The sequence below is a fragment of the Aquabacterium sp. genome, from assembly GCF_029946005.1.
GTDB lineage: Bacteria > Pseudomonadota > Gammaproteobacteria > Burkholderiales > Burkholderiaceae_C > Aquabacterium.
On record NZ_JAQSDR010000037.1, the window covers coordinates 132,545 to 156,990 of the forward strand.

The 24,446-nt window shown below is 61.6% G+C and carries 22 protein-coding genes; 10 read left to right on the forward strand and 12 right to left on the reverse strand.

Annotation, left to right across the window (positions count from 1 at the left end; genetic code table 11):
• Positions 1–10 precede the first annotated feature (10 nt).
• The gene (locus PSV38_RS18145; protein ID WP_300549932.1) at positions 11–1,924 is read left to right on the forward strand and encodes an EAL domain-containing protein; all 1,914 of its coding nucleotides are present in this window, start codon (positions 11–13) and stop codon (positions 1,922–1,924) included.
• Between the two features lie 7 nt (positions 1,925–1,931).
• On the opposite strand, the gene PSV38_RS18150 is transcribed toward PSV38_RS18145, so the two are convergent.
• Genes PSV38_RS18150 through PSV38_RS18165 form a run of 4 tightly spaced genes read right to left on the reverse strand, consistent with a single transcriptional unit; the run spans position 1,932 to position 6,764 of the window.
• The gene (locus tag PSV38_RS18150) at positions 1,932–3,374 is read right to left on the reverse strand and encodes an HlyD family type I secretion periplasmic adaptor subunit (protein ID WP_300549934.1); all 1,443 of its coding nucleotides are present in this window, start codon (positions 3,372–3,374) and stop codon (positions 1,932–1,934) included.
• 21 nt (positions 3,375–3,395) lie between these two features.
• Positions 3,396–5,600 (reverse strand): type I secretion system permease/ATPase, encoded by a 2,205-nt coding sequence (locus tag PSV38_RS18155; RefSeq protein WP_300549936.1) that lies wholly within the window; start codon positions 5,598–5,600, stop codon positions 3,396–3,398.
• Positions 5,601–6,146: an NUDIX hydrolase gene (locus PSV38_RS18160; RefSeq protein ID WP_300549938.1), complete on the reverse strand. Its 546-nt coding sequence runs from the start codon at positions 6,144–6,146 to the stop codon at positions 5,601–5,603.
• 30 nt (positions 6,147–6,176) lie between these two features.
• Complete coding sequence (locus PSV38_RS18165; protein ID WP_300549940.1) at positions 6,177–6,764, reverse strand: chorismate lyase; 588 nt, start codon at positions 6,762–6,764, stop codon at positions 6,177–6,179.
• 84 nt (positions 6,765–6,848) lie between these two features.
• Here PSV38_RS18165 and pgeF point away from each other — a divergent pair, with 84 nt between their 5' ends.
• On the forward strand, positions 6,849–7,583 hold the full coding sequence (gene pgeF / locus PSV38_RS18170; RefSeq protein WP_300549942.1) for a peptidoglycan editing factor PgeF: 735 nt from the start codon (positions 6,849–6,851) through the stop codon (positions 7,581–7,583).
• Here the strand turns inward: pgeF and PSV38_RS18175 are convergent.
• Positions 7,509–7,793, reverse strand: a complete 285-nt coding sequence (locus tag PSV38_RS18175; RefSeq protein ID WP_300549944.1) for a hypothetical protein — start codon at positions 7,791–7,793, stop codon at positions 7,509–7,511. The two genes, pgeF and PSV38_RS18175, sit on opposite strands and share 75 nt — an antisense overlap.
• Before the next feature lie 328 nt (positions 7,794–8,121).
• Between PSV38_RS18175 and phaC the strand changes: the two genes are divergently transcribed.
• The 3 genes from phaC (at position 8,122) to phbB (ending at position 11,725) form a co-directional block, all read left to right on the forward strand.
• Positions 8,122–9,693, forward strand: coding sequence for a class I poly(R)-hydroxyalkanoic acid synthase (gene phaC / locus PSV38_RS18180; protein WP_366526671.1), 1,572 nt, complete (start codon positions 8,122–8,124; stop codon positions 9,691–9,693).
• A gap of 52 nt (positions 9,694–9,745) precedes the next feature.
• Positions 9,746–10,924, forward strand: a complete 1,179-nt coding sequence (locus PSV38_RS18185; protein WP_300549948.1) for an acetyl-CoA C-acetyltransferase — start codon at positions 9,746–9,748, stop codon at positions 10,922–10,924.
• A 63-nt stretch (positions 10,925–10,987) separates the two neighbouring features.
• The gene (gene phbB, locus PSV38_RS18190) at positions 10,988–11,725 is read left to right on the forward strand and encodes an acetoacetyl-CoA reductase (RefSeq protein WP_300549950.1); all 738 of its coding nucleotides are present in this window, start codon (positions 10,988–10,990) and stop codon (positions 11,723–11,725) included.
• An 83-nt stretch (positions 11,726–11,808) separates the two neighbouring features.
• Here the strand turns inward: phbB and PSV38_RS18195 are convergent, their stop codons facing one another.
• Together PSV38_RS18195 and lexA are read right to left on the reverse strand one after the other, a co-directional pair.
• On the reverse strand, positions 11,809–12,051 hold the full coding sequence (locus PSV38_RS18195; protein WP_300549952.1) for a hypothetical protein: 243 nt from the start codon (positions 12,049–12,051) through the stop codon (positions 11,809–11,811).
• Between the two features lie 131 nt (positions 12,052–12,182).
• Positions 12,183–12,881 carry a transcriptional repressor LexA gene (gene lexA, locus PSV38_RS18200; RefSeq protein WP_300549955.1) on the reverse strand — a complete coding sequence of 233 codons (699 nt, stop codon included), beginning with the start codon at positions 12,879–12,881 and terminating at the stop codon, positions 12,183–12,185.
• 84 nt (positions 12,882–12,965) lie between these two features.
• Between lexA and PSV38_RS18205 the strand changes: the two genes are divergently transcribed.
• On the forward strand, positions 12,966–13,952 hold the full coding sequence (locus tag PSV38_RS18205; RefSeq protein ID WP_300549958.1) for an asparaginase: 987 nt from the start codon (positions 12,966–12,968) through the stop codon (positions 13,950–13,952).
• Positions 13,953–14,078: 126 nt separating this feature from the next.
• Here the strand turns inward: PSV38_RS18205 and PSV38_RS18210 are convergent, their stop codons facing one another.
• Together PSV38_RS18210 and PSV38_RS18215 are read right to left on the reverse strand one after the other, a co-directional pair.
• Positions 14,079–14,669, reverse strand: coding sequence for a methylamine utilization protein (locus PSV38_RS18210; RefSeq protein ID WP_300549960.1), 591 nt, complete (start codon positions 14,667–14,669; stop codon positions 14,079–14,081).
• Between the two features lie 11 nt (positions 14,670–14,680).
• Entirely contained in the window at positions 14,681–15,175 is a 495-nt protein-coding gene (locus PSV38_RS18215) for a group 1 truncated hemoglobin (RefSeq protein WP_300549962.1), read from the reverse strand.
• Between the two features lie 122 nt (positions 15,176–15,297).
• Here PSV38_RS18215 and PSV38_RS18220 point away from each other — a divergent pair, with 122 nt between their 5' ends.
• The 4 genes from PSV38_RS18220 (at position 15,298) to PSV38_RS18235 (ending at position 20,901) form a co-directional block, all read left to right on the forward strand.
• Complete coding sequence (locus tag PSV38_RS18220; RefSeq protein WP_300549965.1) at positions 15,298–16,197, forward strand: DUF3034 family protein; 900 nt, start codon at positions 15,298–15,300, stop codon at positions 16,195–16,197.
• Positions 16,198–16,287: 90 nt separating this feature from the next.
• Positions 16,288–17,508 (forward strand): efflux RND transporter periplasmic adaptor subunit, encoded by a 1,221-nt coding sequence (locus PSV38_RS18225; RefSeq protein WP_300549968.1) that lies wholly within the window; start codon positions 16,288–16,290, stop codon positions 17,506–17,508.
• Positions 17,509–17,524: 16 nt separating this feature from the next.
• Positions 17,525–19,477, forward strand: a complete 1,953-nt coding sequence (locus PSV38_RS18230) for a MacB family efflux pump subunit (RefSeq protein ID WP_300549970.1) — start codon at positions 17,525–17,527, stop codon at positions 19,475–19,477.
• Positions 19,478–19,503: 26 nt separating this feature from the next.
• Positions 19,504–20,901 (forward strand): efflux transporter outer membrane subunit, encoded by a 1,398-nt coding sequence (locus PSV38_RS18235; RefSeq protein ID WP_300549972.1) that lies wholly within the window; start codon positions 19,504–19,506, stop codon positions 20,899–20,901.
• 6 nt (positions 20,902–20,907) lie between these two features.
• Here the strand turns inward: PSV38_RS18235 and PSV38_RS18240 are convergent, their stop codons facing one another.
• Genes PSV38_RS18240 through PSV38_RS18250 form a run of 3 tightly spaced genes read right to left on the reverse strand, consistent with a single transcriptional unit; the run spans position 20,908 to position 24,244 of the window.
• Positions 20,908–21,630: a glycosyltransferase gene (locus PSV38_RS18240; protein ID WP_300549974.1), complete on the reverse strand. Its 723-nt coding sequence runs from the start codon at positions 21,628–21,630 to the stop codon at positions 20,908–20,910.
• A 12-nt stretch (positions 21,631–21,642) separates the two neighbouring features.
• Complete coding sequence (locus PSV38_RS18245) at positions 21,643–22,971, reverse strand: UDP-glucose/GDP-mannose dehydrogenase family protein (protein WP_300549976.1); 1,329 nt, start codon at positions 22,969–22,971, stop codon at positions 21,643–21,645.
• Between the two features lie 19 nt (positions 22,972–22,990).
• The gene (locus PSV38_RS18250) at positions 22,991–24,244 is read right to left on the reverse strand and encodes a glycosyltransferase (RefSeq protein WP_300549977.1); all 1,254 of its coding nucleotides are present in this window, start codon (positions 24,242–24,244) and stop codon (positions 22,991–22,993) included.
• Between the last annotated feature and the right edge of the window lie 202 nt (positions 24,245–24,446).

The following is a 24,446-nucleotide window of genomic DNA, read 5'->3' on the forward strand; positions in this document are numbered from 1 at the left end:
GGGACGCTGCATGTCGCTGATTCGTCAGATCTGGCTGCTGTTGATGGTGACGCTGCTCATGGCTTTTCTGGGCAGCTTTGCGGTCTGGATGGTTTCGTCGCGGAACTATCTGGAAACACAGTTGCGGTTGAAGAATGCAGACAACGCGCAGTCGTTGGCCTTGGGCCTGTCCCAGCAAAAAGGCGACATGGCCTTGATGGACCTGGTCGTGGCAGCCCAGTTTGACACCGGCTTCTACAAGCGCATTTCCCTGCGTGATCCGCGCGGTCAGGTGGTGTCCAACCATGAGGCTGACGTTAAACGCACCGATTCACTGGCGCCGACCTGGTTTGTGAACATGCTTTCGATCGATTCGACCCCGGGCGTGGCTCAGGTGTCTGATGGCTGGCGCGCGCTGGGTTCGGTGGAGGTGGTCAGCCATTCCTCGTTTGCCGATGACCAGTTGTGGCAAGGCAGCATCACCACGGCCATGTGGTTGGCGGCCATGGGCGCCCTGGCAAGCGTGGTGGCCAGTTTTGGGGTGCGCGCCATTCGCCGCCCGCTGGATGCCACAGTGGGACAGGCGCAGGCCTTGATGGAGCGGCGTTTCATCACAGTCGAGGAACCCCGGGTGCCTGAACTGGCGAGGCTGAGCCAGGCCATGAACGCGGTGGTCGAGCGGCTCAAATCTCAATTTGACGATCAGGCTTTTCAGGTGGAGCAGTTGCGCAAGCAGGCGCATTGCGACCCATTGACGGGTTTGTCCAACCGGACCCATTTCGTGGCTCAGTTGGGCGCTGCCCTGAACAACGATGAAGGCTCGGGTCGTGGCTTGCTCTGCATGATCCGTGTGGCGGACCTGGCCATGGTGAACCGGGTGATGGGGCACCGGCAGACCGACGTGCTGCTGCAGAAGCTGGCCGCGGTGCTCAATGAGGTTTCCGTGGGTGTGGTGGGTGTGGCCATCGGGCGCCTGAATGGCGGTGATTTCGCGGTGTGCCTGGCGCATGACGAGGTGCCCTTGCCACAGCCCGAGCATTACGCCGATGCGATCAAACGCGCCTTTGCCGAGTTGGGAACGACTGCCAGCGTGGTGGTGGGCGCCACGCACTGGGAACGTGGTGTGGCCATGCAGCAAGTGCTGGCTGCCGCCGATTCGGCCCTGGCCCGCGCTGAAAGCCGTGGTGGCTTCGCGGTGGAGTTGACCCATTTGAGTTCTGCGTCTGAATCCGCCATGGGCGAGGACGAATGGCGTCGCCGCATGAGCTCGGCCTTGCTGGAAGATCGCTTGCTGCTGGTGCGCTTTCCGGTGCTGGACCGCGAGCTGAAACTGGTGCACCACGAATCGCCCATGCGCATGCAACTGGAGCCGGGCGGGCCTTTCGAGTCTGCGGCGCATTGGTTGCCCATGGCCTTGCGTTGCAACCTGATTTCGCAGATTGATGAAGCCGCGGTGGCGTTGGCGCTGTCGCAAATCGCCGCTGACCAACAGCCGCGTGGGGTGAATCTGTCTCCCGCTTCTTTGGTGGACAGCGGCTTCGTGCCGCGTCTGCGAGCGCGTTTGGCCGAGGCGCCCATTGAGGCGCAGCTTCTTTGGCTTGAGGTCTCTGAAGTGGCGGCGGTCGAGCGTTTCGAGCTGGTGCGCGAACTGTGCAAGCAGTTGCGGCCTTTGGGAGCCCGCATCGGTCTGGAGCATGCCGGTGAGCGCTTGACGCGCATCGAGTTCCTGTTCGAGGCAGGGCTGGACTACGTCAAGCTGGACGCTTCCGTGGTGCAGGGCGTGTCGAAGGATCTGGCTCGGGCGGCCTTTGTGGCGGCAACGGCGTCCATGCTGCATGGCTTGGGTTTGCAGGTTTACGCCGAAGGCGTGGCCGAGCCTGAAGACATTCCCGCCCTGATCGATTGCGGCATCGACGGCGTGACCGGCCCTGCAGTGAGGGCATGACGCCGGTTCAGCGCTCTCGCAGTGCGTAGGCCCGGGCTTTGAGCACCGGCTTGAGCAAGTAAGACAACACCGTCTTTTTGCCGGTGAGGATGTCCACTTCGGCCGTCATGCCGGGAATGATGGGCATCTTGGCGCTGAAGTTGGCGGCCTTGGTGCGCACCCGCACGACGTAATAGGTGTTGACGCCACGCTCGTCGGTGATGGTGTCGGGGCTGATGTTTTCCACGACGGCGTCCATGCCACCGTAGATGGAGAAGTCATACGCCGTGAGCTTGACGGTGGCGGCCTGGCCAGGATGGATGAAGGCGATGTCGCGCGGTTGGACGCGGGCCTCCAGCACCAGGGCATCGTCCAGCGGCACGATCTCGAGGATGTCTTTGCCCGGCTGCACCACACCGCCCACGGTGTTGGCCAGCAGGCGCTGGATGCGACCGCGAACCGGCGACTTGACCTGGGCTTTGTCAACCTTGTCAGCCAGGGCCACGGCGCCTTCGTTCAGGGCGTTCAGCTTGCCCAGCACATCCGACAGATCTTTGCGGACGTCGTTGCGGAAGGTGAGTTCGGTTTCTTGAATCTTGCGCTGCGCTTCATTGATGGCGGCCATCACGCGGGCGCTTTGCGCACCAGCTTGCTCCATGTCGCCGCGGGCCTTGCTGACGTCGCGCTCCAGTCGCAGCACTTCTACTTCGGAGACGGCGCCGGTGGCCAACAAGGGGCGGGTCTTGGCCAGTTCCTGTTGTGACAAATCCAGGGTGCGCACGGCTGATTCGCGGCGTGAGCGCATTTCGCTCAGCTCCTGTTGCCGTTGCGCCAGCTGTTGCTGGTTGATGCCAATCATGGAGGCCAGTTCGGCTCGCTTGGCATCGTAGAGCTGGCGTTCTTCATCAACGATTCGAAGCTCGTCGAGGTTGTCGACGGTGGGGGTGGGGGGGGCAAAAGCCACACCTTCGGCCAGTGCTTTCAAGCGGGCAAGCTTGGTCCGCAGGGCAAAGGCATTGGCGTTGCTCTCGCGCATGCCGGAGGTGGCGCGGGTCTCGTCGATTTTCAGCAGCAGTTGGCCTTGCTCGACCAACTGGCCTTCCTTGACCAGGATCTCGGACACCACGCCGCCGTCGTAAGACTGGATGACCTGCAGTTGCCGCGATGGGATGACCTTGGCTTCGCCCTTGGTGACCTCATCGATCTCGGCCACGGCCGCCCAGACCAGCAAGCCCAGCACCACGAACACGGCTGAACGCACCAACGTTTGGGCGCGGTAGGTGCCGTGGGTGGACATGACCGCATCGGCATCCAGCTCGAAGCTGTGCATGCCGGCGGCCTGGGCGGATTCGGCCGTGACGCGCGGCCCGGCGACACGGTCCAGCAACCAGTCGGTGGCGGGGGCGGTGAAGCGGCGGATCGACTCCAGCACGGCGATCATCACCTGGCCCAGTTTCATGAGTTTTTTCATGGTCGCTGCCTTGGTGCTGGTTCAGACAGCGCGGGCGATTCGCCCAGACGCCAAGGCCTGCAGGATCTGCTCGCGCGGACCATCGGCCATGACCTTGCCCTGGTCCACCACGATGACGCGATCGACGAAAGACAGCATGGAAGTGCGGTGCGTGACGAGCACCACGGTCTTGCCGGCCGAGAATTCTTTCATGCGCTGGGTAACGAAGGCCTCGGTCGAGAAGTCCATGGCGCTGGTGGGTTCGTCCAGCAGCAGGATGGGGGCGTTGTGCAGCACCGCACGGGCGATGCCCACGCCTTGCCGCTGTCCGCCAGAGAGCAACTCGCCACGCTCGCCCACAGGCATGTCGAAGCCTTGCGGATGGCGGTGGATCATGTCGCTGATCCCGGCCAATTCGGAGGCCGCCACGATGGCGTCGTCTTGCGCATGCGGCATGCCAAAAATGATGTTCTCGCGCAGGGTGCCGAAGAACAAGGTCACGTCTTGCGAGACATAGCCCAGGTTGCGGCGAACGTCGGCGGGGTCGAGCTGGCGCATGTCGATGCCATCGAGCAGGACGGCGCCCTGGGCTGGGTGGTACAGGCCCAGGATCAACTTTTGAAGCGTGGTCTTGCCGGAGCCCACCTTGCCGATCAGGGCGACTTTTTCACCAGGTTTGATCTTGAAACTGATGTTGTCCAGCGCCGAGTCCTGGCGCCCGGGGTAGGCAAAGGACACGTGTCGGAACTCGATCTCGCCCTTGATTTCGCGGCGCTCCAGGAAGTTGGTGCCCAAGGGGCGCTCCACCGGCTGGTCCATGATTTTGTTGAGGGATTCCATCGCGGTGACGGCGCCCTGGTACTGCATCAGCAGTCCCACGATCTGCCCGGCGGGCGCCAAGGCGCGGCCCGCCAGCATGGTTGATGCGATCAATCCGCCCATGGTCAGGCTCTTGTCGGTGATCAGGTACACGCCAATCAAAATGATGGCGACCGAGACCAGTTGCTGCAAGGTGGCCGTGGTGTACATGGCGCTGGACGACAGCCCGCGCATGCGCACGTTCAGCTTGGCCAGATACTGGTTGGCCCGCTCCCACCGAGCCTGGATCAGGCCTTCGGCGCCTTGCGACTTGATGGTCTCAATGCCGGTCAGGCTTTCCACCAGGGTGGCGTTGCGCTGGGCGGATGCCTGATAGGTGCTTTGCGACAACTCGTGCAGGCGGTGTTGAAGCACATAGCCGGCCACCAAAATGATGGCGAACACCAGCAGCACGGGGATCACCAACCACAGCGAGATCCAGCCGATGACCACGACGAACAGCAGTGCGAAGGGCAGGTCGATCAGGGCGGTGACGGTGCTGGAGGCGATGAAGTCGCGCACCTGCTCGAAGCCGCGCAGGTTGGCCGCGAACGAGCCCACCGACTGCGGGCGATTTTCCAGCTTCATGCCCAGCACGCGTTCCATCAGCGTTGCCGAAATCTGCACATCGATGCGTGCGCTGGCCTCGTCCACGAAGTGGCTGCGCAACAGGCGGATGGCCAAGTCCGAGGCCTGCACCAGCATCACGCCGATGGCCAGGGCCCACAAGGTTTCGACCGCGTGGTTGGGCACCACCCGGTCGTACACGTTCATGGAAAAGATCGGAAAGGCCAGGGCGAACAGGTTGATCAGCAAGGCGGCCGACAACACGTCGCGGTAGACAAAGCGCTGCGCCAGCACCGCGCCCCAGAACCAGTGTCCTGTTTTGGTGTCACGCACTTCAGGTGTGCGTTCGTCGAATCTGAAATGAGGGCGGGCGAACAGCACCACCCCGCTGTACCTTGCGGCCAGGTCCTGCGCAGACAGCTCAATGCGGCCTTGGCCGGTTTCTGGCAGCAGCACTTGGGCGTTGCCCTGTGCATCCTGGCTGAGCAGCACGCAAGCCTGGTTCTCCTTGAGGACCAGGATCGCGGGCAGGGTTTGGTCGTCGATGTCTTTCAAGCTCAGGCGCTGCAGCTTGGCGGCCAGGCCAGCACGTGCAGCGGCTCGTTCGGCCAGTGCCAAGGGCAGGGGGCCTTTGTCCATCGGCAGCCCGGCGGACAGGGAAGCGCGCGTGGCCGCATGGCCATGCAGCCGTGCCACTTCAATCAGGCAATCCAGCAGCGGATCGGGCGCGATCAGGTCTTCGCGCAGGCGCGCCGTGGCATCAACTGACGATGTGGCGGACGGCGGTGCGAGCGCCGCAATGGGTTCCTGAGGTTTGTTCACTCAACGGATATCGGCACAGTGGACGCCAAATTGACCACTCATGCGGTCGGCGTAGTACTTTTCAAGCGTCATGCGGACGGTGCGAAAGGCCAACTCGCTCCAGGGGATGTCTTTCTCGCTGAACAACTGAGCCTCGATGGTTTCTGGGCCCGGGGCGAAATCCGTGTCCAGCAAGCGGGCGCGGTAGAAGAAATGCACCTGGCCAGCCGTCAGCACATTGATCATGCAATACAGGCCTTGCATCTCGAAGCGTGCGCCGGCTTCCTCATCGGTTTCGCGGGCGGCGCCTTCTTCGGTGCTTTCGCCCAGCTCCATGAAACCAGCGGGCAAGGTCCAGAAACCCTTGCGTGGCTCGATGTTGCGGCGACACAGCAGCACCTTGTCTTCCCAAACGGGAAGGGTGCCCACAACGTTGAGGGGGTTCACATAGTGGACATGGTGGCAGGCGGGGCAGACCGCGCGCTCCCGGTTGTCGTCCTCGGGCACGCGATACTCGACTCGGGTGCCACAGACTTGACAGTGCTCGATGCGGCGTGAAAAAAGCATGGGCATCAGTGTAAGGGCATCAGGGACGCCTCAGCCGACTTGGCGGGTCAGTCGGTGGGCATCCAGTTGCCCGATCGTGGGGGCAAAGGACTCCATCACCCGCAGGGCCTGGCCATGCTGCCAGAACACTGAGCTGCGTGCCCAACGGGGATGCGCGCCAGTCCATGCGGCGCGCAGTCGCGATTCGGCGAGTCCATGTGGGGCCAAGTGCTGAAGGCGCAGGGGTTCGCGGCAAACATGACTTCGCTGGAACAGCAGCTCGGCCAGCGGCCGCGTGCCCAAGCCGGTCAGTGCTTTCCAGGTGCCTTGCAGCGCGCGGTGCGAGGTGGCGCTGCGCGCCCATACGACGGGCACACCATCGAGCAGCAGCACCACTTCGCGGACGTGGCCACTGCGGCAGCCCAGGTCGCGGCGCTCTTGCGGCCAGAGGCGTTGGCTGCCCTGGCGTTGCACCCGGACCTCGACCGCGCCATGTGCCCGCAACCGCGCGGTGAGCGAGCCCGGAGCGGTCAGCCAGGCTTGAAGCGAGGCGCTGGGGGGATGTGGCTCGCGACGTCGGCCAGGGTGGCGGGCGCTGCGGTGGCGGGGCAAACTGGAGGCGGTGGAACGAGGTAGCATCGGGCCGCGATGATAGCCTCGACACCCCAACTTTGGCCTGCGGGCTGGATTGCTCCGCAGTTTGGGCCGGGCGCGCGCGCGCTCATGACGGCGCGTGCAAGCTTGCACAACGTCACTTCCAGCCAGCCGCCCTGGGATGGTTTCAACCTGGGCAACCATGTGGGCGATGACCTGGCCGATGTTCGCCAGCATCGCCTGGAGTTGGCGGCCGCCATGCAGGCCCAGCCCGTTTGGCTGCAGCAGGTGCACGGACACCGCGTGGTGCGCCTGAGCAGCCCAACGCAAACGACATTGGCCGAGGCGCAGGCCGATGGGGTGTTCACCACCGAGCCTGGTCTGGTTTGCGCTGTCATGGTGGCCGACTGTCTGCCCATCCTGCTGGCCGCGCCGGAAGGTCGGGGTGTGGCGGCATTGCACGCAGGCTGGCGGGGCTTGGCGGGGGCAGGTGATTTGAACGGCCTGGGCATTGTCGACACCGGGGTGACCGCGCTGTGCGAAGCAAGCTCAGCGGATCCGAAAGATTTGCAGGCATGGCTGGGCCCGTGCATTGGCCCGACCGCCTTCCAGGTGGGCGTTGATGTCCTGTCAGGATTTGGCGTTGATCCCAGTCAACACTCGCCGCGTTTCATTCGACAATCGCGGGACCGCTGGCTGGCAGATTTGGCGGGGTTGGCAACGGACCGGCTGCAGTCGCTGGGACTCCATCGCATTGAAGGAGGTCGCTGGTGCACCGTGTCTGAGCCTTTACGCTTCTTTTCGTTCCGGCGGGACCGTGTCACTGGGCGGCAGGCCGCCTGCATCTGGCTTGACGGCGCCTGAGCTTGCAGCTTCATCGGCGGCGTCCTCCCTGGCGCGGCGTGCCTTGCGGCGCATGGGGGTGCCTAGCAGGTACATCACCAAGGACAGCGGGCCCACCCCGTACAAAAAGAAGGTGACGATCGCCCCCAGCACACTGCCGATGGGGCTGACGGCTTCGGCAATCGACATCAACAACACCACGAACATCCAGGCTATCGCGACGATCCACATTTCAGGTCAGGGCCTTTGTCAAGCCAGGGGCGGCCCGAAGTTTGCTTTGAGTGAGGCGAAAACACATCAAACCGAAGACAGATGTTGATCCACCGTAAAAAAACTGTGCTCAGAATACGGCAACATTGAAGCATCCACCCGGATGTTCGCAATCTCGCAGGTCCTGCCAAGGAGACATATGGCTGTCATTCAACGGTCTCGCTCAAAAAAATCGACGAATGCTTCCTCCGCGACTGCGCCGCCACCCCTCGAATCCACGCAGGTTCTGACTGACAGCGTGGGCACCAGCCTGCAATCCATCGCAGGCTTGACCGTGCCTTGGGACCAGATGTCCCGCATTCAGCAAGAGTATGTCGAGCAGGCCACGGCCTTGTGGAACCAGTCGCTGGCGCAACAAGGCCAACCCAAGCCCGATGACCGCCGATTTGCCGCGCCCGAGTGGAGCAGCACGCCGGCCAATGCTTTCATGGCATCGATGTACCTGCTCAATGCGCGCACTTTGCAGCGCCTGGCCGACAGCCTGAGTGGTGATGAGAAAGCCCGTGACCGTGTGCGCTTCGCCGTGCAGCAATGGGTGGACGCGGCCGCGCCCTCCAACTTCCTGGCGTTGAACCCCGAGGCGCAGAAAAAAGCCATCGAGACGAAGGGTGAAAGCATCACCCAGGGCCTGCAGATGCTGCTGAGTGACATCCGCCAAGGGCACATGTCGCAGACCGACGAAAGCGTGTTCGAAGTGGGCCGCAACGTGGCCACGTCCGAAGGCTCGGTCGTGTTCGAGAACGAATACCTGCAACTGATCGAGTACAAACCGCTGACCGACAAGGTCCATGCCTTGCCCTTGCTGATCGTGCCCCCCTGCATCAACAAGTTCTACATCCTGGACCTGCAGCCAGACAACTCGTTGGTGCGGTTCGCTGTCTCGCAAGGGCACCGGGTGTTCGTGATCAGTTGGGTCAATGCCGATGACGACCTCGCCCAGTCGACCTGGGACGACTACATCGAAAAGGCCACCATTGAGGCCATCAATGTGGTGCGCGAGATCACCGCCACCAAGCAGATCAACGCCTTGGGCTTTTGCGTAGGAGGGACTTTGCTGGCGACAGCCCTGGCGGTGATGGCCGCGCGTGGCGAAAAGCCCGTGGCCAGCATGACCTTGCTGACCACCTTTCTGGACTTTACCAACACTGGCACTTTGGATTTGTTCGTGGACGAGGCCATGGTGCAGATGCGCGAAACCAGCATTGGCGAACGCAGCCCGCAAGGCGGTGGCCTGATGCGTGGCGGCGAGTTGGCTGCCACGTTCTCATTCCTGCGCGCCAACGACCTGGTCTGGAACTACGTGGTGGGCAACTACCTCAAGGGTGAAAAGCCTCCGGCGTTCGACCTGCTGTACTGGAACGGCGACAGCACCAACCTGCCCGGGCCGATGTATTGCTGGTATTTGCGCAACACCTACCTGGAAAACAAGCTGTCCCAGCCCAATGCCGTGACGGTGTGCGGTGAACCTTTGGATTTGCGCCGCCTGGACATGCCCACTTTTGTCTACGGCTCGCGCGAGGACCACATCGTCCCCTGGGACGGTGCCTATGCGTCTACTCAATTGATGCAAGGCCCCGCCACCTTCGTGCTGGGCGCCTCCGGGCACATTGCGGGGGTCATCAATCCGCCACAGAAACACAAGCGCAGCTACTGGACCAGTGGCACGGCTGGTACACATCCCCCCACGGCCAAGGCGTGGATGGCCACGGCGCAAGAGCACCCTGGCAGCTGGTGGATGACCTGGGCCGAATGGTTGGGCACGCACGCCGGCAAGCAGGTAGCCTCACCCAAGCAGCTGGGCAGCAAAAAACACCGACCGATTGAAGCTGCTCCGGGCCGTTACGTCTTGCGCAAGGCGTGAACCGCGCTCATCATTTCACTGCAATTGACACTTCTGAAAAAAGGAACTTGTCATGACTGACATCGTGATCGTTGCCGCTTCTCGCACCGCCGTGGGCAAGTTTGGCGGCACCTTGGCCAAGACGCCAGCGTCGGATTTGGGTGCCGTGGTGATTCAGGACCTGCTCAAACGCACCAAATTGGCGGGCGACCAGATCAGCGAAGTGATCCTGGGGCAGGTTCTGGCGGCCGGTTGTGGTCAGAACCCGGCCCGTCAGGCGGTGATCAAGGCGGGCCTGCCGCAGGGCGTGCCTGCGTTCACCATCAACAAGGTGTGTGGATCGGGCTTGAAAGCTGTGATGCTGGCGGCCCAGTCCATCCGCGATGGCGATTCCGAGATTGTCATTGCGGGCGGCCAGGAAAGCATGAGCCTGGCCCCGCACGTGCTGCCTGGTTCGCGCGACGGGCAACGCATGGGCGACTGGAAACTGATCGACACCATGATCACCGACGGCCTGTGGGACGTCTACAACCAGTACCACATGGGCATCACCGCCGAGAACGTGGCCAAGAAGTACGAGATCAGCCGCGAGCAGCAAGATGCGCTGGCCCTGGCCTCGCAACAAAAGGCCGCTGCGGCGATTGATTCAGGTCGATTCAAGGACGAGATCGCGTCGGTGTGGATTCCCCAGCGCAAGGGCGATCCCTTGGTGTTTGACACCGATGAATTCGTCAATCGCAAATCAACCGCCGATGTGTTGGCGGGCCTGCGCCCGGCTTTTGACAAGGTCGGCACGGTGACCGCCGGCAATGCCTCAGGCTTGAACGATGGTGCAGCGGCCGTGATGGTGATGAGCGCCAAGAAGGCTCAGCAACTCGGTTTGACGCCATTGGCCCGCATTGCCTCGTACGCCAGCGCGGCGCTTGATCCGGCCTACATGGGCATGGGGCCGGTGCCCGCATCGCGCCGTGCCTTGGAACGCGCGGGCTGGAAAGCGGCCGACCTGGACTTGCTTGAAATCAATGAAGCCTTTGCCGCGCAAGCCTGCGCTGTGCACAAGGAAATGGGCTGGGACACCAGCAAGGTCAATGTCAATGGCGGCGCCATTGCCATCGGTCACCCCATCGGCGCTTCGGGCTGCCGCGTGCTGGTCACGCTGCTGCACGAAATGCAAAAACGTGATGCCCACAAAGGCATTGCTTCACTGTGCATTGGCGGCGGCATGGGCGTGGCCCTGACGGTCGAACGCTGATCACCCGATTTGTTCTTTATCTCTCGCAACGATTAGATTTTTTCCCAAAAAGAGGAGCATTCCATGAGTCAAAAAGTGGCCTACGTGACCGGCGGTATGGGCGGCATCGGCACCTCGATCTGCCAACGTCTGCACAAAGACGGTTTCAAGGTGATCGCAGGCTGCGGGCCGAGTCGTGACTTCAAGAAGTGGCTCGATGAGCAAACGGCGCTCGGCTATCACTTTTACGCTTCTGTGGGCAATGTGGCTGACTGGGATTCCACCGTGGAAGCCTTCAAGAAAACGCGCGCCGAGCATGGCCCGGTGGATGTGCTGGTCAACAACGCCGGCATCACGCGTGACGGCATGTTCCGCAAAATGACTAAGTCCGATTGGGACGCGGTGATGGATACCAACCTGAACAGCCTGTTCAACGTGACCAAGCAGGTCATTGACGACATGGTGGACCGGGGCTGGGGCCGCGTGGTCAACATCAGCTCGGTCAATGGTGAGAAGGGCCAGTTTGGCCAGACCAACTACTCGGCCGCCAAGGCTGGCATGCACGGTTTCACCATGGCCTTGGCCCAGGAAGTGGCCAACAAAGGCGTGACGGTGAACACCGTGTCGCCTGGCTACATTGGCACCGACATGGTGCGTGCCATTCGCCAAGACGTGCTGGACAAGATTGTGGCCACCATCCCGGTGAAGCGCCTGGGCACGCCTGAAGACATCGCGTCGATGGTGTCGTGGGTGTCCAGCGACGAGTCGGGCTTTGCCACAGGCGCAGACTTCTCGATCAACGGTGGTCTGCACATGGGCTGAGCGCACGCCTTCGGCATGGGCTTGACCAGAAAGCCCCGCAGGTCTTCGGATCGCGGGGCTTTTTCACGCCGGGCCAAGGGAGCTCAGACGGCTGCTTCTTGTTCAAGCACCAGGCGGTCAAGCGCGGCGCAAACATCGGCGAAACGGCCGGCGATGACGGTGCGGCGGGCATCGGCTGGGTCGCTGCTGATGCGCAGTCGGCGCGGGGCGATGACGGTGGGGCTCAAAAGCCGTTCAGGGGCAAAGCTGGGCTCGGTGCGAGTGGCCCCCGCACGCGCGGCGCTGGAGGAGCGAACAAAGAAAGCACGGGCAAAGTGATGAATCATGGAGAACTCCGGCAACAACGATTGAAGTTCGGCAGGATTCCAAAATGACGTCAACGCGCGGGACTGCACACTCAAGCGAGGTGCAAATGCCCGCCACCCGCGCGATGACGTTGCCAACATGGCAAGTTAGATCACATCAAGAGCTGATTTCGGATCAGGCCCACGGCCAACCCTTCGAGTTCGAATTCAGGGTGGTCGGGCGGCACGATGATGGGTTGGAAGTCGGCGTTTTCAGGCAACAACTCGATGCCTTTGGACGTGCGCATGAAGCGCTTGACGGTGACTTCGTCGCCCAGGCGTGCCACCACGATCTGGCCATTGCGGGCATCTTTGGCACGGGCCACGGCCAGCAGGTCGCCGTCGAGGATGCCGATGTCTTTCATGCTCATGCCGCGCACGCGCAAGAGGTAGTCGGGGCGTTTGGTGAACAGGCTGGGTTCAAGCGAATAACTTTGCTCGACGTGTTCTTGCGCCAGGATGGGGCTGCCTGCGGCGACTCGGCCGATCAGTGGCAGCACCAGTTGTTCAAGACCCGGCAGGCTCATATTGAACGGAGCACCACCAGCCGAGCCAGACTTTTTGCGGGTTTCGTTCACGGTGCGCAGGGTGCCCGCCTTGAGCCGGATGCCGCGTGATGTGCCGCCCAGCAACTCGATCACGCCTTTGCGAGCCAATGCTTGCAGGTGTTCTTCAGCGGCATTGGCCGAGCGGAAACCCAACTCGGTGGCGATTTCTGCGCGGGTGGGTGGGGCACCTGTGCGCGCGATAGCCCGCTGGATCAGCTCGAAGATCTCTTGCTGGCGGGGGGTGAGTTTGGGTTTATCGTTCATCTGCTATCCACTGGATGGCTTGGTTAACTGTCATTCTATACAGGCCTGTTCGTTTGTCCAGTGTTTTTAAAGAGGTTGCGTTGCATGGATGTGAAGTCGCGATTGGTGGTGGTGCTGGGCACCGGGGGCACGATCGCCGGCACGGGCGCTGGGCCGGATGACGTGGGCTACCAGGCCGCGCAGTTGAGCGTGGAGCAATTGCTGCGCGCGGTGCCCGCGTTGGCGGGCGTGCCAATGGAGGCACAGCAAGTCGCACAGATCGACAGCAAGGACATGGACTGGTCTGTTTGGCAGGCGCTCGCGCAACACATTCGGGAGGCTTTGGCGCGCGATGACGTGGCCGCGGTGGTCATCACCCATGGCACGGACACGCTGGAAGAAACGGCGTACCTGTTGCACCGTCTGCTGGATGTCCACAAGCCTGTGGTTTTGACGGCGGCCATGCGCGCCGCGACGTCGGCTCAGGCCGATGGCCCCCGCAATCTGCACGACGCGGTGCGGGTGGCCGAACACGCGGCGTCTCAGGGGTGGGCTGGCGTCGTGGCCGTGATGGCGGGGGTGATCTGGCCTGGGCACGCCGTGCGCAAATCTCACACCTGGCACATTGATGATGCCTTTGATGGTGGTGGTGAGGCGCCGCTCGGGCACATCACCGACAGTGGCGCCATTGTGGGCGCCGTTTCATGGCCGCCCCCAGGTCGTGCTGGTTGGTTTTGCCTGGAGGCCGCGGGACCACCGCCTCGGGTCGAGATCTTGACCAGCCATGCCGGGGCCGACGGACTTCTGGTGGAGGCGCTTTTGACGCAAAGTCAGCTGGCAGGTCATGCCCTTGGGGGCTTGGTGGTGGCCTGCACCGGTCATGGCACCATTCACCAGGGATTGACGCGCGCTCTGGAAAAGGCCGAGCAACAAGGCATCAAGATTTGGCGAAGCAGCCGTGTCGCGCGGGGCGGGGTGCTAACGCGGGCCGGAGACCATTGGCCTGCGGCGGGGGCGCTGACAGCAGCCCAGGCCCGTGTGGCCTTGATGCTGGATTTGTGGGGTGTCCCGTGTGGCGAGATGAAGGACTGAACCGTGCTGCGGTGACCGACTAGCCAGGTACTGCCTTCATCCCTGAGGCACGCATTTGCCCCGAGACAAGCGTGACTTTAGTGGCGGGTCATGACGGGCTGATGACAGCCCCAGCACGCCGACGGATCAGGATTTGACGCGCAGCATGACGGCCTGGCCGCCAGCCTTGAGCACCTGCTCGACGCCGGGGTTGCTTTCACCCAGGGCGGGCCACCAGATCTGGACGCGGTGTTCACCAGCCGGCAGGTCCAGGTTTAATTGGCCGTCGCTGCCAGTCACGCTGAAAAAAGGCGTGTCAACGACGTGGATGTAGCCCAGCATCTGGTCATGGATGTTGCAGCCCAGCGTGGCGGTGCCCGCTTTGTCGAACACCACGGGTGCGGCGGGGGTGCCCGCATACAGCTTGATCTCGAACTTCCTGGTGGGCGAGAACGAGTAGACGTGGTGGCGAACCGTGTCGAAATTGGGGAACAGCACGGGCGTGCCCGTTTGCACGACCAGCAGGGTGGGCTGGAAGGCGCGGCCCTTCTGGGCCATGTTGGCGGTAGCGTTGGCTGGGGCCGTGGCGCGCAGGCCCTTGACGTACACGGACACTGCCGCTTGCGCCACAGGTTGACCGGCCTCGTTGGTGACCAGGATGGCTTGCGGTGCGGCGTGGGGGCCCAGGCTGACCGCGCTCAGGGCGCTCAAGAGGGCGATTCGGGCAAGGGGCGTCATATCGGCAGGGCTCAGGAGTTTTTGACGATTTCGCGGCGCGTGGGGGCCAGGCGCTTGAGCAGCTCATTTTTGGCGCCAGTGGGGGCATTGGCACGGTTGATTTCCTCGCGCAGGATTTCAACCATGAGGTCGAACTCTGCGCCAGTGATGCCCAGGTCCGCGTGCGAGTTGCGCATGGTTTCGCCCTCATAGGCGCAGGGGCCATCGGCTACCTTGCACACGTAGGCGGCCACGCTCTCCTTGAGCGCTTTCATTTTGATGTTGGCAAACGTGCGGTGGGTGCGTGGGTCGCTGGACACCCGGTCCAGCGTGCGGTCGGAGATCTGCGTGATGGCCGTGACACCGCCCAGTTGCTGGTACAGCGGGGTGGTGCCGCTGGTTTTCGTGGAGGTTGCGCAGGCCATCAGGCTGGCCAGGGTCCAACTGATGGCCAAGCCCACCGCCAGGGTGATGAGGTTGCGCTTGCGCTCTGGCGTGAGTTGAATGCGCAGGTCTGGAAATTTCATGAATGCCACCTTTGTGATCCTTCTTTCGGCGTTTGCTGCTCAATGTTGAGGCGTTTTGACCGATACCGATCTGTTGAACAAAGGCGTTTTGGCCCCCACGGGCCCTGAAAAGGCAGATTCACATGCAGCGATTCCCGGCCAGTAAGAATTCGAAAAATGCGTGGCTCACCCTGGCAGTGGCCGCCGCCTGTGCGGTGTTGGTGCCCAATTCGGCCCGCGCGGGCGACCGCTTGCTGGCCACCTGGGGCGTGACCCAGGTGGAAGGCGCAGCGGGCGGCGGGCTCACGCCCTGGGCCACCATCGCGGGCAGTGGCAGCAGCAACCAGATCGGGGGCTCGGCGTTTGTCACGCACAGCAGAACCAACGATGGCTATGACTTGAAAGTGGCCGGCGCGGCAGTGGGCATCCACGACCGGGTGGAATTGAGCATGGCGCGCTGGAGTTTCAAGCTCGGCGATGTCGTGCCAGACAAGTCCATCGAGATGACTGCCCTGGGCGTAAAGGTCAAGGTGCTGGGCGATGCGGTGTATGCGCAGGACAGCTGGATGCCGCAGATCAGCGTGGGCGCGCAGTTCAAATCCAATGAGGACAAGGTGCTGGTGAACTCGTTTGGCGCTGACAGCAGCGACGTGGACGTGTACGCCTCGGCGACCAAGCTGTGGCTGGGTGCGGCAGGCGGCTACAACGTGCTGGCCAACCTGACCTTGCGCCTGACGCGGGCCAACCAGTTTGGCCTGGTGGGCTTTGGCGGGGCCGGTCATGACAAACGCCAGTTGATGGCAGAGGGCAGCGTGGGTGTGATGCTGCGCGATGACCTGGTCGTGGGCACCGAATACCGCCAAAAGCCCAACAACTTGGAAGACACCGCGGCCATCTTGAAAGAACAAGCGGCCTGGGACGTTTTCGTGGCCTGGTTCCCGACCCGGCAAGTCAGTTTGACGGTGGCCTGGTTGAACCTGGGCAACATCGTCAGCAAGCCGGATCAGCAGGGCTTGTACTTGTCTGGACAAGTGACCTTTTAAGCTGGGGATCGAAGGACCAGTTTTTCTCCTTTACAGTCGGTTCACAAGCGGGACACCGTTGGTAAACCTGAGTGGGCAAGACTGGTCTTCATGAAAAAAATCAAATCCGCCTGGTTCACGCCGACGCGCGTGGTGCTGGGCGCCCTGGTTGTGGCGGCCGCCGCCTGGGGTGTCAAAAAAGTCTTCTTCGCCGAGCCGACCAAGCCGGATGTGATCACCGCCACCGTGACGGTGGGCGATATGGAAGACACCGTGTTGGCCAGCGGCACCATCAAGTCCTTCAAGGACGTGAGCGTGGGAGCGCAGGTGTCAGGGCAGATCAAGCGGCTGCATGTGGCCTTGGGTGACCGAGTTCAAAAAGGCCAGTTGGTCGCCGAGATTGACTCCACCACGCAGCAAAACGCCTACCAGAATGCCCAGGCGCAGATCGCCTTGCTGCAAGCCCAGTTGCTGGCCAAGCAGGCCACCCTGACGCAAGCCGAACTGTCGTTCAAGCGCAAGAAGAGCCTGCTGGCCCAGGACGCCGGCTCGGCCGTTGATTTTGAAGACGCGCAAGCCGGCCTGGCCACGGCCAAGGCCGACATCGCGGTGCTCCATGCCCAGATCCAGCAGGCCAAAACGTCCTTGGACACGGCGCGCGTGAACCTGGACTACACCCGCATCACGGCGCCGATTGATGGGGTGGTGGTGGCGGTGCTGGCCGAGCAAGGCCGCACCGTGAATGCCAACCAGTCGGCACCGACCATCATCAAGTTGTCCAAGCTGGACACGGTGCAAATCAAGGCGCAGATCTCGGAGGCCGACGTGGTGCGGGTCAAGCCCGGTCTGCCCGTTTACTTCACGATCCTGGGCGAGCCCAACAAGCGCTATGAAGCGCAACTCAAATCCATCGAGCCGGTGCCTGATTCGTCGCAGACCGACACCAACACCTCGGCAACGAGCACGTCCACCAGCGCCACCGCCATCTACTACAACGGCCTGTTTGAGGTGCCGAACCCGGATGGCAAGTTGCGCGTGGCCATGACGGCCCAGGTTTTCATCGTGCTGGCCAAGGCCAAGGATGCCTTGCTGATTCCCGCCACGGCCTTGTCGGACAAGGCAGTGAAGGGCGAGTACACCGTGCGCGTGCTGGAAGGCGAAGAGGGGGACCAGAAGGTGGTGCCGCGCAAGGTGAAGGTCGGCCTGAACAACCGCGTGCAGGCCCAGGTGCTGTCGGGCCTGAAGGCGGGCGACAAGGTGGTGGTGGGTGAGGGTGGTCCGGCAGGCAGTGGCAGCAGCGGCGGTGGCCGTCGCAGCGGCGCGCTGTTCTGATCGCGAAAGGCCTGCCATGACACAAACCCTGTTGGAGGTGAAAGACCTCTGGCGCGAGTTCCCGTCCGGTGAGGACAAGGTGGCCGTGCTCAAGGGAGTGAACCTGAGCATACAGGCTGGCGAGATGGTCGCCATCATGGGCGCCTCAGGCTCGGGCAAGTCCACCTTGATGAACATCCTGGGTTGCCTGGATCGACCTAGTCGGGGTTCGTATTTTGTGGCTGGCCAAGAGACCAGCGAACTGGCGCCTGACGGTCTGGCCCGTTTGCGCCGCGAGCACTTTGGCTTCATCTTCCAGCGCTACCACCTGCTGGGCGACTTGACCGCCTTGGGCAACACCGAGATACCGGCCATCTACGCCGGCCACGGCAGCGAAGAGCGCCAGCAGCGCGCCCGGGCGTTGCTGACGCGCCTGGGTTTGGCCGACCGCGTGATGCACCGGCCCGGACAGCTGTCGGGCGGGCAGCAACAGCGGGTCAGCATTGCGCGGGCCTTGATGAACGGCGGCGATGTCATCCTGGCCGACGAGCCCACGGGCGCACTCGACAGCGTCAGCGGCGCCGAGGTGATGATCATCTTGCGCGAGTTGCATGCCGAAGGGCACACGGTCATCATCGTGACCCACGATCAAAAGGTGGCGGACCACGCGCAGCGCATCATCGAGATCGCCGATGGCGTGATCGTGGCCGATCGCATCAAGCCTGGCGATCCCATGCCGAGCACCATCCTGCATGGTGGTGGCCCCGCCAATCCGCACCCGTGGGCCGCGCACTGGGACCGCTTCACCGAGGCCTTCACCATGGCCCTGCGCGCCATGGCCGGCCACCGCCTGCGCACCTTGCTGACCATGCTGGGCATCATCATCGGCATCGCCTCGGTGGTGTCGATGGTGGCACTGGGGCAGGGCACGCGAGAGCGGGTGCTGAAGGACATCAGCGCGATGGGCACCAACACCATCGACATTTTCCCGGGCAAGAACTTTGGTGATCGGCAAGCGGGGCGCATTCGCACTTTGGTGCCCAGCGATGCCGATGCCTTGGCGCAGCTGAGCTATGTGGACAGCGTGACGCCGACCGTCAGCACGAGCGTGACCCTGCGGCGCGGCAACGTCGAAGCCTCGGCCAGCATCACCGGCGTGGGCGACCAGTTCTTCCGCGTCAAGGGCTACACCTTGGCGAAAGGGCAAACCTTTGACGCCGACAGCATTCGTCGCCAGACCCAGGAGGCGGTCATTGATCCCACCACCGCCAAGACCATGTTCGGGCCCAATGAAGACCCGGTGGGGCAGGTGATTTTTCTGGGCAATGTGCCAGTGCGCGTGGTGGGCGTGACCGCCCCCCAAGAAAGCGCCTTCATGGCCAGCGACAGTTTGAACGTTTGGGTGCCCTACACGACGGCCTTGCGCCGTTTGCTGGGTCAGTCCAACCTGCGCAACATCACGGTGCGGGTCAGCGACACGGTGTCTTCCTCAGCGGCCGAGCAGGGCATCGTCAAGCTGCTCAAGCAGCGCCACGGCCGCGAGGATTTCTTCGTGCGCAACAGCGACAGCATCCGCCAGACGATCGAGACCACCACGGCCACCTTGACCTTGCTGATCTCGTCGATCGCGGTGATCTCGCTGATCGTGGGCGGCATCGGGGTGATGAACATCATGCTGGTGTCAGTGACCGAGCGCACGCAAGAGATTGGCGTGCGCATGGCCGTGGGTGCGCGCCAGAGCGACATCCTGCGGCAGTTTTTGATCGAGGCCGTGCTGGTCTGCCTGATCGGCGGGCTGCTGGGTATTGCGCTGGCGCTGGCCATTGGCGCCATTTTTGACGCGGTGAGTGGCGGCAATTTCCGCCTGGTGTATTCGGCCTCCACCATCGTGCTGGCCTTCGCGGTGTCTTCGCTGATTGGGGTGCTGTTCGGTTTCTTGCCGGCGCGCAACGCGGCCCGGCTGGACCCGGTGGATGCGCTGTCGCGCTGATGGTGAAACGGATGGAAACCTTGCTCATGACGGATCGTTTGCCCCTTCGATGCCAGGCCTCAGCCCAGCGCCTCGTGATGCTGGCCGTGGTGGCCATGCTGGCGGCGTGCGCCAGCCCCAGTGTGTACCGCTCGCCCGAGGTGGCCGTGCCCACGCAATGGCAGCAGCAAACCGCAGCGCCAGCTCCCAGCCAAGCTGCGCAGGTGCCGGAAGTTGACCGCTGGTGGGCGCGCTTTGGCGACCCGCGGCTCACGCAGCTGGTGGACGAAGCCCTGCAGCGCAACAATAACCTGGCCGTGGCTGCCATCAAGGTGCGTCGTGCGCAATTGCAGGCCGGTTTAGCCGCCAGCGCTCAATGGCCCTCCGTCAGCGCGGGTGCCAACACCTCGGCCAGCCGATTGCTGGATGGCGGTCCGACCACGCGCACCAACAGCTTGAGCGCCGGTGTGAGTTGGGAAGCCGACTTGTGGGGGCGCCTGGCGGCGTTGCGCAACACCGCCGAGTGGGAGGCGCAAGCCACCGACCAGGACCGCGCAGCCGCTGCTCTGTCCCTGGTGGGCACGACCGCGTCCTTGTACTGGCAGGTGGCTTACCTGAACCAACGCATCGAATCCAGCCAGCAAAGCATTGACTACGCCCGCAAGACCTTGGACCTGGTCAAGGCGCAACACGAGGCGGGCAGCGTGACCGGCCTGGAAGAGGCCCAGGCTTTGCAAACGCTGGCCAGCCAGGAAGCCAGCCAATCGCAACTGGTGCAGCAGCGGGTGGAAGCCCGCAACGCCTTGTCCATCTTGTTCGATGGCCCGCCCAGCCAAAGCCTGGCGGAAGCCCGGCGCTTGCCCGAGGCTGCCTTGCCGACGGTGGAGGCCGGCTTGCCTGCTTCGGTGTTGGCACGCCGGCCTGATCTGCGCGCGGCCGAACTCCGCTTGCGCGGCGGCTTGGCCACGGTCGATGCCACACGCACCAGCTACTACCCCACCTTGAGCTTGACGGGCAGCTTGGGGGGCACCAGCAATGTCTTGTCCAATGTGTTGAGCAACCCGGTAGCCACCTTGGGTGCCGGGCTGGCACTGCCCTTTATCCAGTGGCGCGACATGCAGCGCAATGTCGCGGTGTCGCAAGCCGACTATGAACAGGCCGTGCTGGGCTTCAGACAGGCCTGGTACCAGGCCTTGACCGACGTGGAGAACGCGCTGTCGGCGCGCACGCAGTACGAGGTGCAAGCGCAGCAATTACAGCGGTCTTTGACGGCGGCCTTGCAATCAGAACGCTTGAGCGAGATTCAGTACCGCGCCGGCGCCGTGTCTTTGAAGACCTGGCTGGACGCGCAGGAAACCCGGCGCGTGGCGACCAACAACCTGGCGCAGAACCGCTTGAATCGTTTGACCAACCTGGTGACGCTGTACCAAGCCTTGGGTGGCTGAGACCCGTCAACGGTCCACGTCGTAGAAGAAGTGATCCGCCGCCGCGCGGTCCCCCTCGAAGATGCGTCGCACCAGACCCGGGTTCTTGAAAAAATACCAGTCACCAAAGGTGTCGAATTTGCGGCAAGAGGTGGTGATGCCATGGCGCCAAACAGTGCCGTATTTCTGGCCCCGCTGCCGGCCGAGGGCCCTCAGGCGCAGCGCAAAGTCCACGTCCTCGACGCTGACCATCTTCTCGTCAAAGCCGTTCAGTTCGTCAAAGGTTTCTTTCCGGAACCAGAACATGCCGTACGACAGCCGATGTTTGACCACGTAGGGCAGCACGGTCAGGGCACTGAAGAATAGGCCGACCGACATGCGTTCAGGCTTGATCATCGAGCCGCCACCCACGTACACGGGGTCTTGCACGCGATGCATGACGGCCGCCACGGTGTTCTCTGACATCCAGCTGTCAGCATCGATGGTGGCAATGGCGGGCGCATTGCTGGCGCGGATGGCCGCATTGCGCACGGCCGAAATGCATTTTTTGTCTTCGACCACGCAACGCGCGCCCAAGGACTCTGCAATCGCCTGGGTTTGGTCGGTGCAGCGGTTCAGCGCCACCACCACTTCCACGGACTGGTCGGCCCTCTGAGCCGATTGGAAGACGCTTTCGATGCACCGGCCGATGAAGCGTGCTTCATTGTGGGCGGGGATGGTGACCGAAAGGGCCAGCGGCTTGGCGCTCATGGATTGAACTGCTTACCAGCAAATGCCCTGGTAGCGACCGGCCTCGGACCGACCGCTGGTGATTCTCACGAAATCAACCACCATTTGATGAGGCTGTATCTTGCTCAAAATGTCTTTGAACTCAGGCGCGTCATTGCCAATGAGAATGACTTCTGCATGAGCAAGGATGTCGTCAATGTTATCCACCATCAGGCGAGATATGTGCGGGATGTGGTTCAAAATATAATCACGGTTTGACCCGGTGATGCTGGCGATCGACACATTCTTATCGTAAAGGCGCAAGTCGTAGCCCTTGCCGATCAATGTTTCAATGACTTCGACAACGGGGCTTTCACGCAAATCATCGGTGCCCGCCTTGAAGCTGAAGCCTAAAACGCCGATCTTCCTTTTGCCATGCTCCGTCAGCATCTTGATGCCGCGCTGAACCTGCAAATGGTTTCCCGGCAATATTGAATTCAGGATGGGTGTCTCAACATCCAGGGTTTTGGCCTTGTAGGTCAGCGCCCGGACATCCTTGGGCAAGCAAGATCCCCCGAAGGCAAAACCGGGCTTCAGGTAATAAGAAGACAGATTCAGCTTGTGATCGTGGCAGAAAATGTCCATCACCTTGTGGCCGTCAATATCCAGAGATTTGCAGATATTGCCAATTTCATTGGCAAAACCCACTTTCAAGGCATGCCACACATTGTCGGTGTATTTAACCATTTCCGCCGATGCGACATCGGTTCGGATCAATGGAGCGTCCATGTTCGCGTAGATTTCCGCCAAAAGGGCGCCACTTCGGCTGTCCGTTTCACCAATCACGGTTTTTGGGGGTTGGTAATAATCGTGAACCGCTGTGCCTTCGCGCAGGAATTCAGGGTTGTTGCAAACGCCAAAGTCCACGCCTGCAGTTTTGCCGGAACTGGCTTCCAGCGTTGGAATCACGATGTCCTTCATCGTTCCCGGCAGCATGGTTGAGCGCGCCACGACGATGTGAAAGCTTGTTTTCTGGGCAATCGCGGCACCGATTTCCTCGCAGACCCGGCGCACATAGGTCAGGTCAAGGCTCCCGTTGAGCTGGCTGGGCGTGCCCACGCAGATCAGCGAAATATCGGAATTGTTCACGGCCTCGGCCACGTTGGTGGTGGCGCTGAGTCGCCCATCGCGAACACAGGTCGCGATGATGTCGCCGATGTCCTTCTCGACGATTGGAGAGACCCCTTCGTTGATCAACTTGACCTTGGCCGCGTTGGAGTCAACACCGATGACGCGGTGGCCGTCATTGGCCAAACAGCCCGCTGATACTGCACCGACATATCCAAGGCCGAAAATACTGATGTTCATTTTCAAATCACTCAAGGGTTGAAGGCGGTTAAATTTAGTGGCGTGACGATGGGTTCATGGCCTTGTCGCAAAGTTGGTCGAATTGATCAACCGCGGTGCGCCAAGAGAATTTTTCACTCACCATGTGCTTCCCAGCATCGCCCATTGCGCGAGCCGTTGGTGGATTCTGAAGTAAAGCAAGCACTCGTTGCGAGAAAATGTTGGCATCGTCGGCGACATGGATGTTGACGCCGTCTTGAACGGGCAGGCCTTCGGCGCCGATGGTGGATGAAACCACGGGGATTCCCATGGCCATCGCTTCAAAAATCTTGATGCGGGTGCCACCCCCCACGCGCAGTGGGACCACGGACACCGTGGCTTTGCTCATGTAAGGCCGAACATCATCCACCGTTCCGGTGACTTTAATGCTGGGATCCAGTGCGGACAGTGCCACGATGGCGGGGGTGGGATTGCGACCAATGATGGTCAGGCGCACATCCGGACATTGATTTTTAATGAGGGGGTAGACATTTTTGGTGAATTCTAGGATGCCATCTATATTGGGCATCCAATCCATCGAGCCCAGAAAAACAATGTGCTTGGGCTCAGGGGCGTATTCAATTTCTGAGAAAAATTCGGTGTTGACCCCGGTGGGGACGTGGCCGAGCACATTGCGAAGCTTGAATTCATCCTGAAAGCGGAGGGCGTCGTCTTCGCTGACGGCAATGACCCCCTTGAACTTGGCGCATGTCTCCTGCTCGAAGCGATGGTAACGCTTCCATTGGATACGCATGTAGGTTTTCAAAAGGATGTTCTTGGCGGATTCAAAGTGGCGTTTCCATATCTGACTTTCAACATTGTGTTGAAAGACGATGATTTTGGAAGGGCTGATTCCGGAATCCAGAATATTGGGGGTCATTGACAGAAAATCTGCGATGACGATGTCGTAGTTGTTTTTCTTTTCAAGGGCCGCAATCTCTTGGGTTGCTTTGGCGCTTCGGTATTTGTCAATGACGTAAGGGTCTTTTGAAAAAAAGAGATTCTTAAGCGCGCTGATTTTGAATTTTAAACTGCTTTTTGGTTGGTCCTGCCATGGAACCCAGGTCTGCTTGCTGGAATAGGTCAAGGCATGTTCTTTGGCGGCTTGCGGCATGCCTTGTGGAAACAAGGCCAAATAGGTGATGTCGTGTCGAGTGTGCCACTCCTTCAGCATCTGGAAGGTGCGGATTTTTCCGCCTGAATCCAATGGGTATAAAGGATCTGCTTTAATCCAAAGTATTTTTTTGGGGGAATGTTTGTTATTCGACATATAAAAGCCGCATGCCTATGACAGTTGGTGTGGCAGGCTCGTATTCTAGCGATAATGTGGACGCAAGGCGATTGCAAGAATGGGGGTTGACACACCTGCATCATTCATTCTTCTTCAGCGCCCTTGCCTGTATTTTCACCAAGTTAGTTGTCGCGTCCCGTGTGATCATGTACCCATTCGTAGCTGGGCACTATTCCGGGCA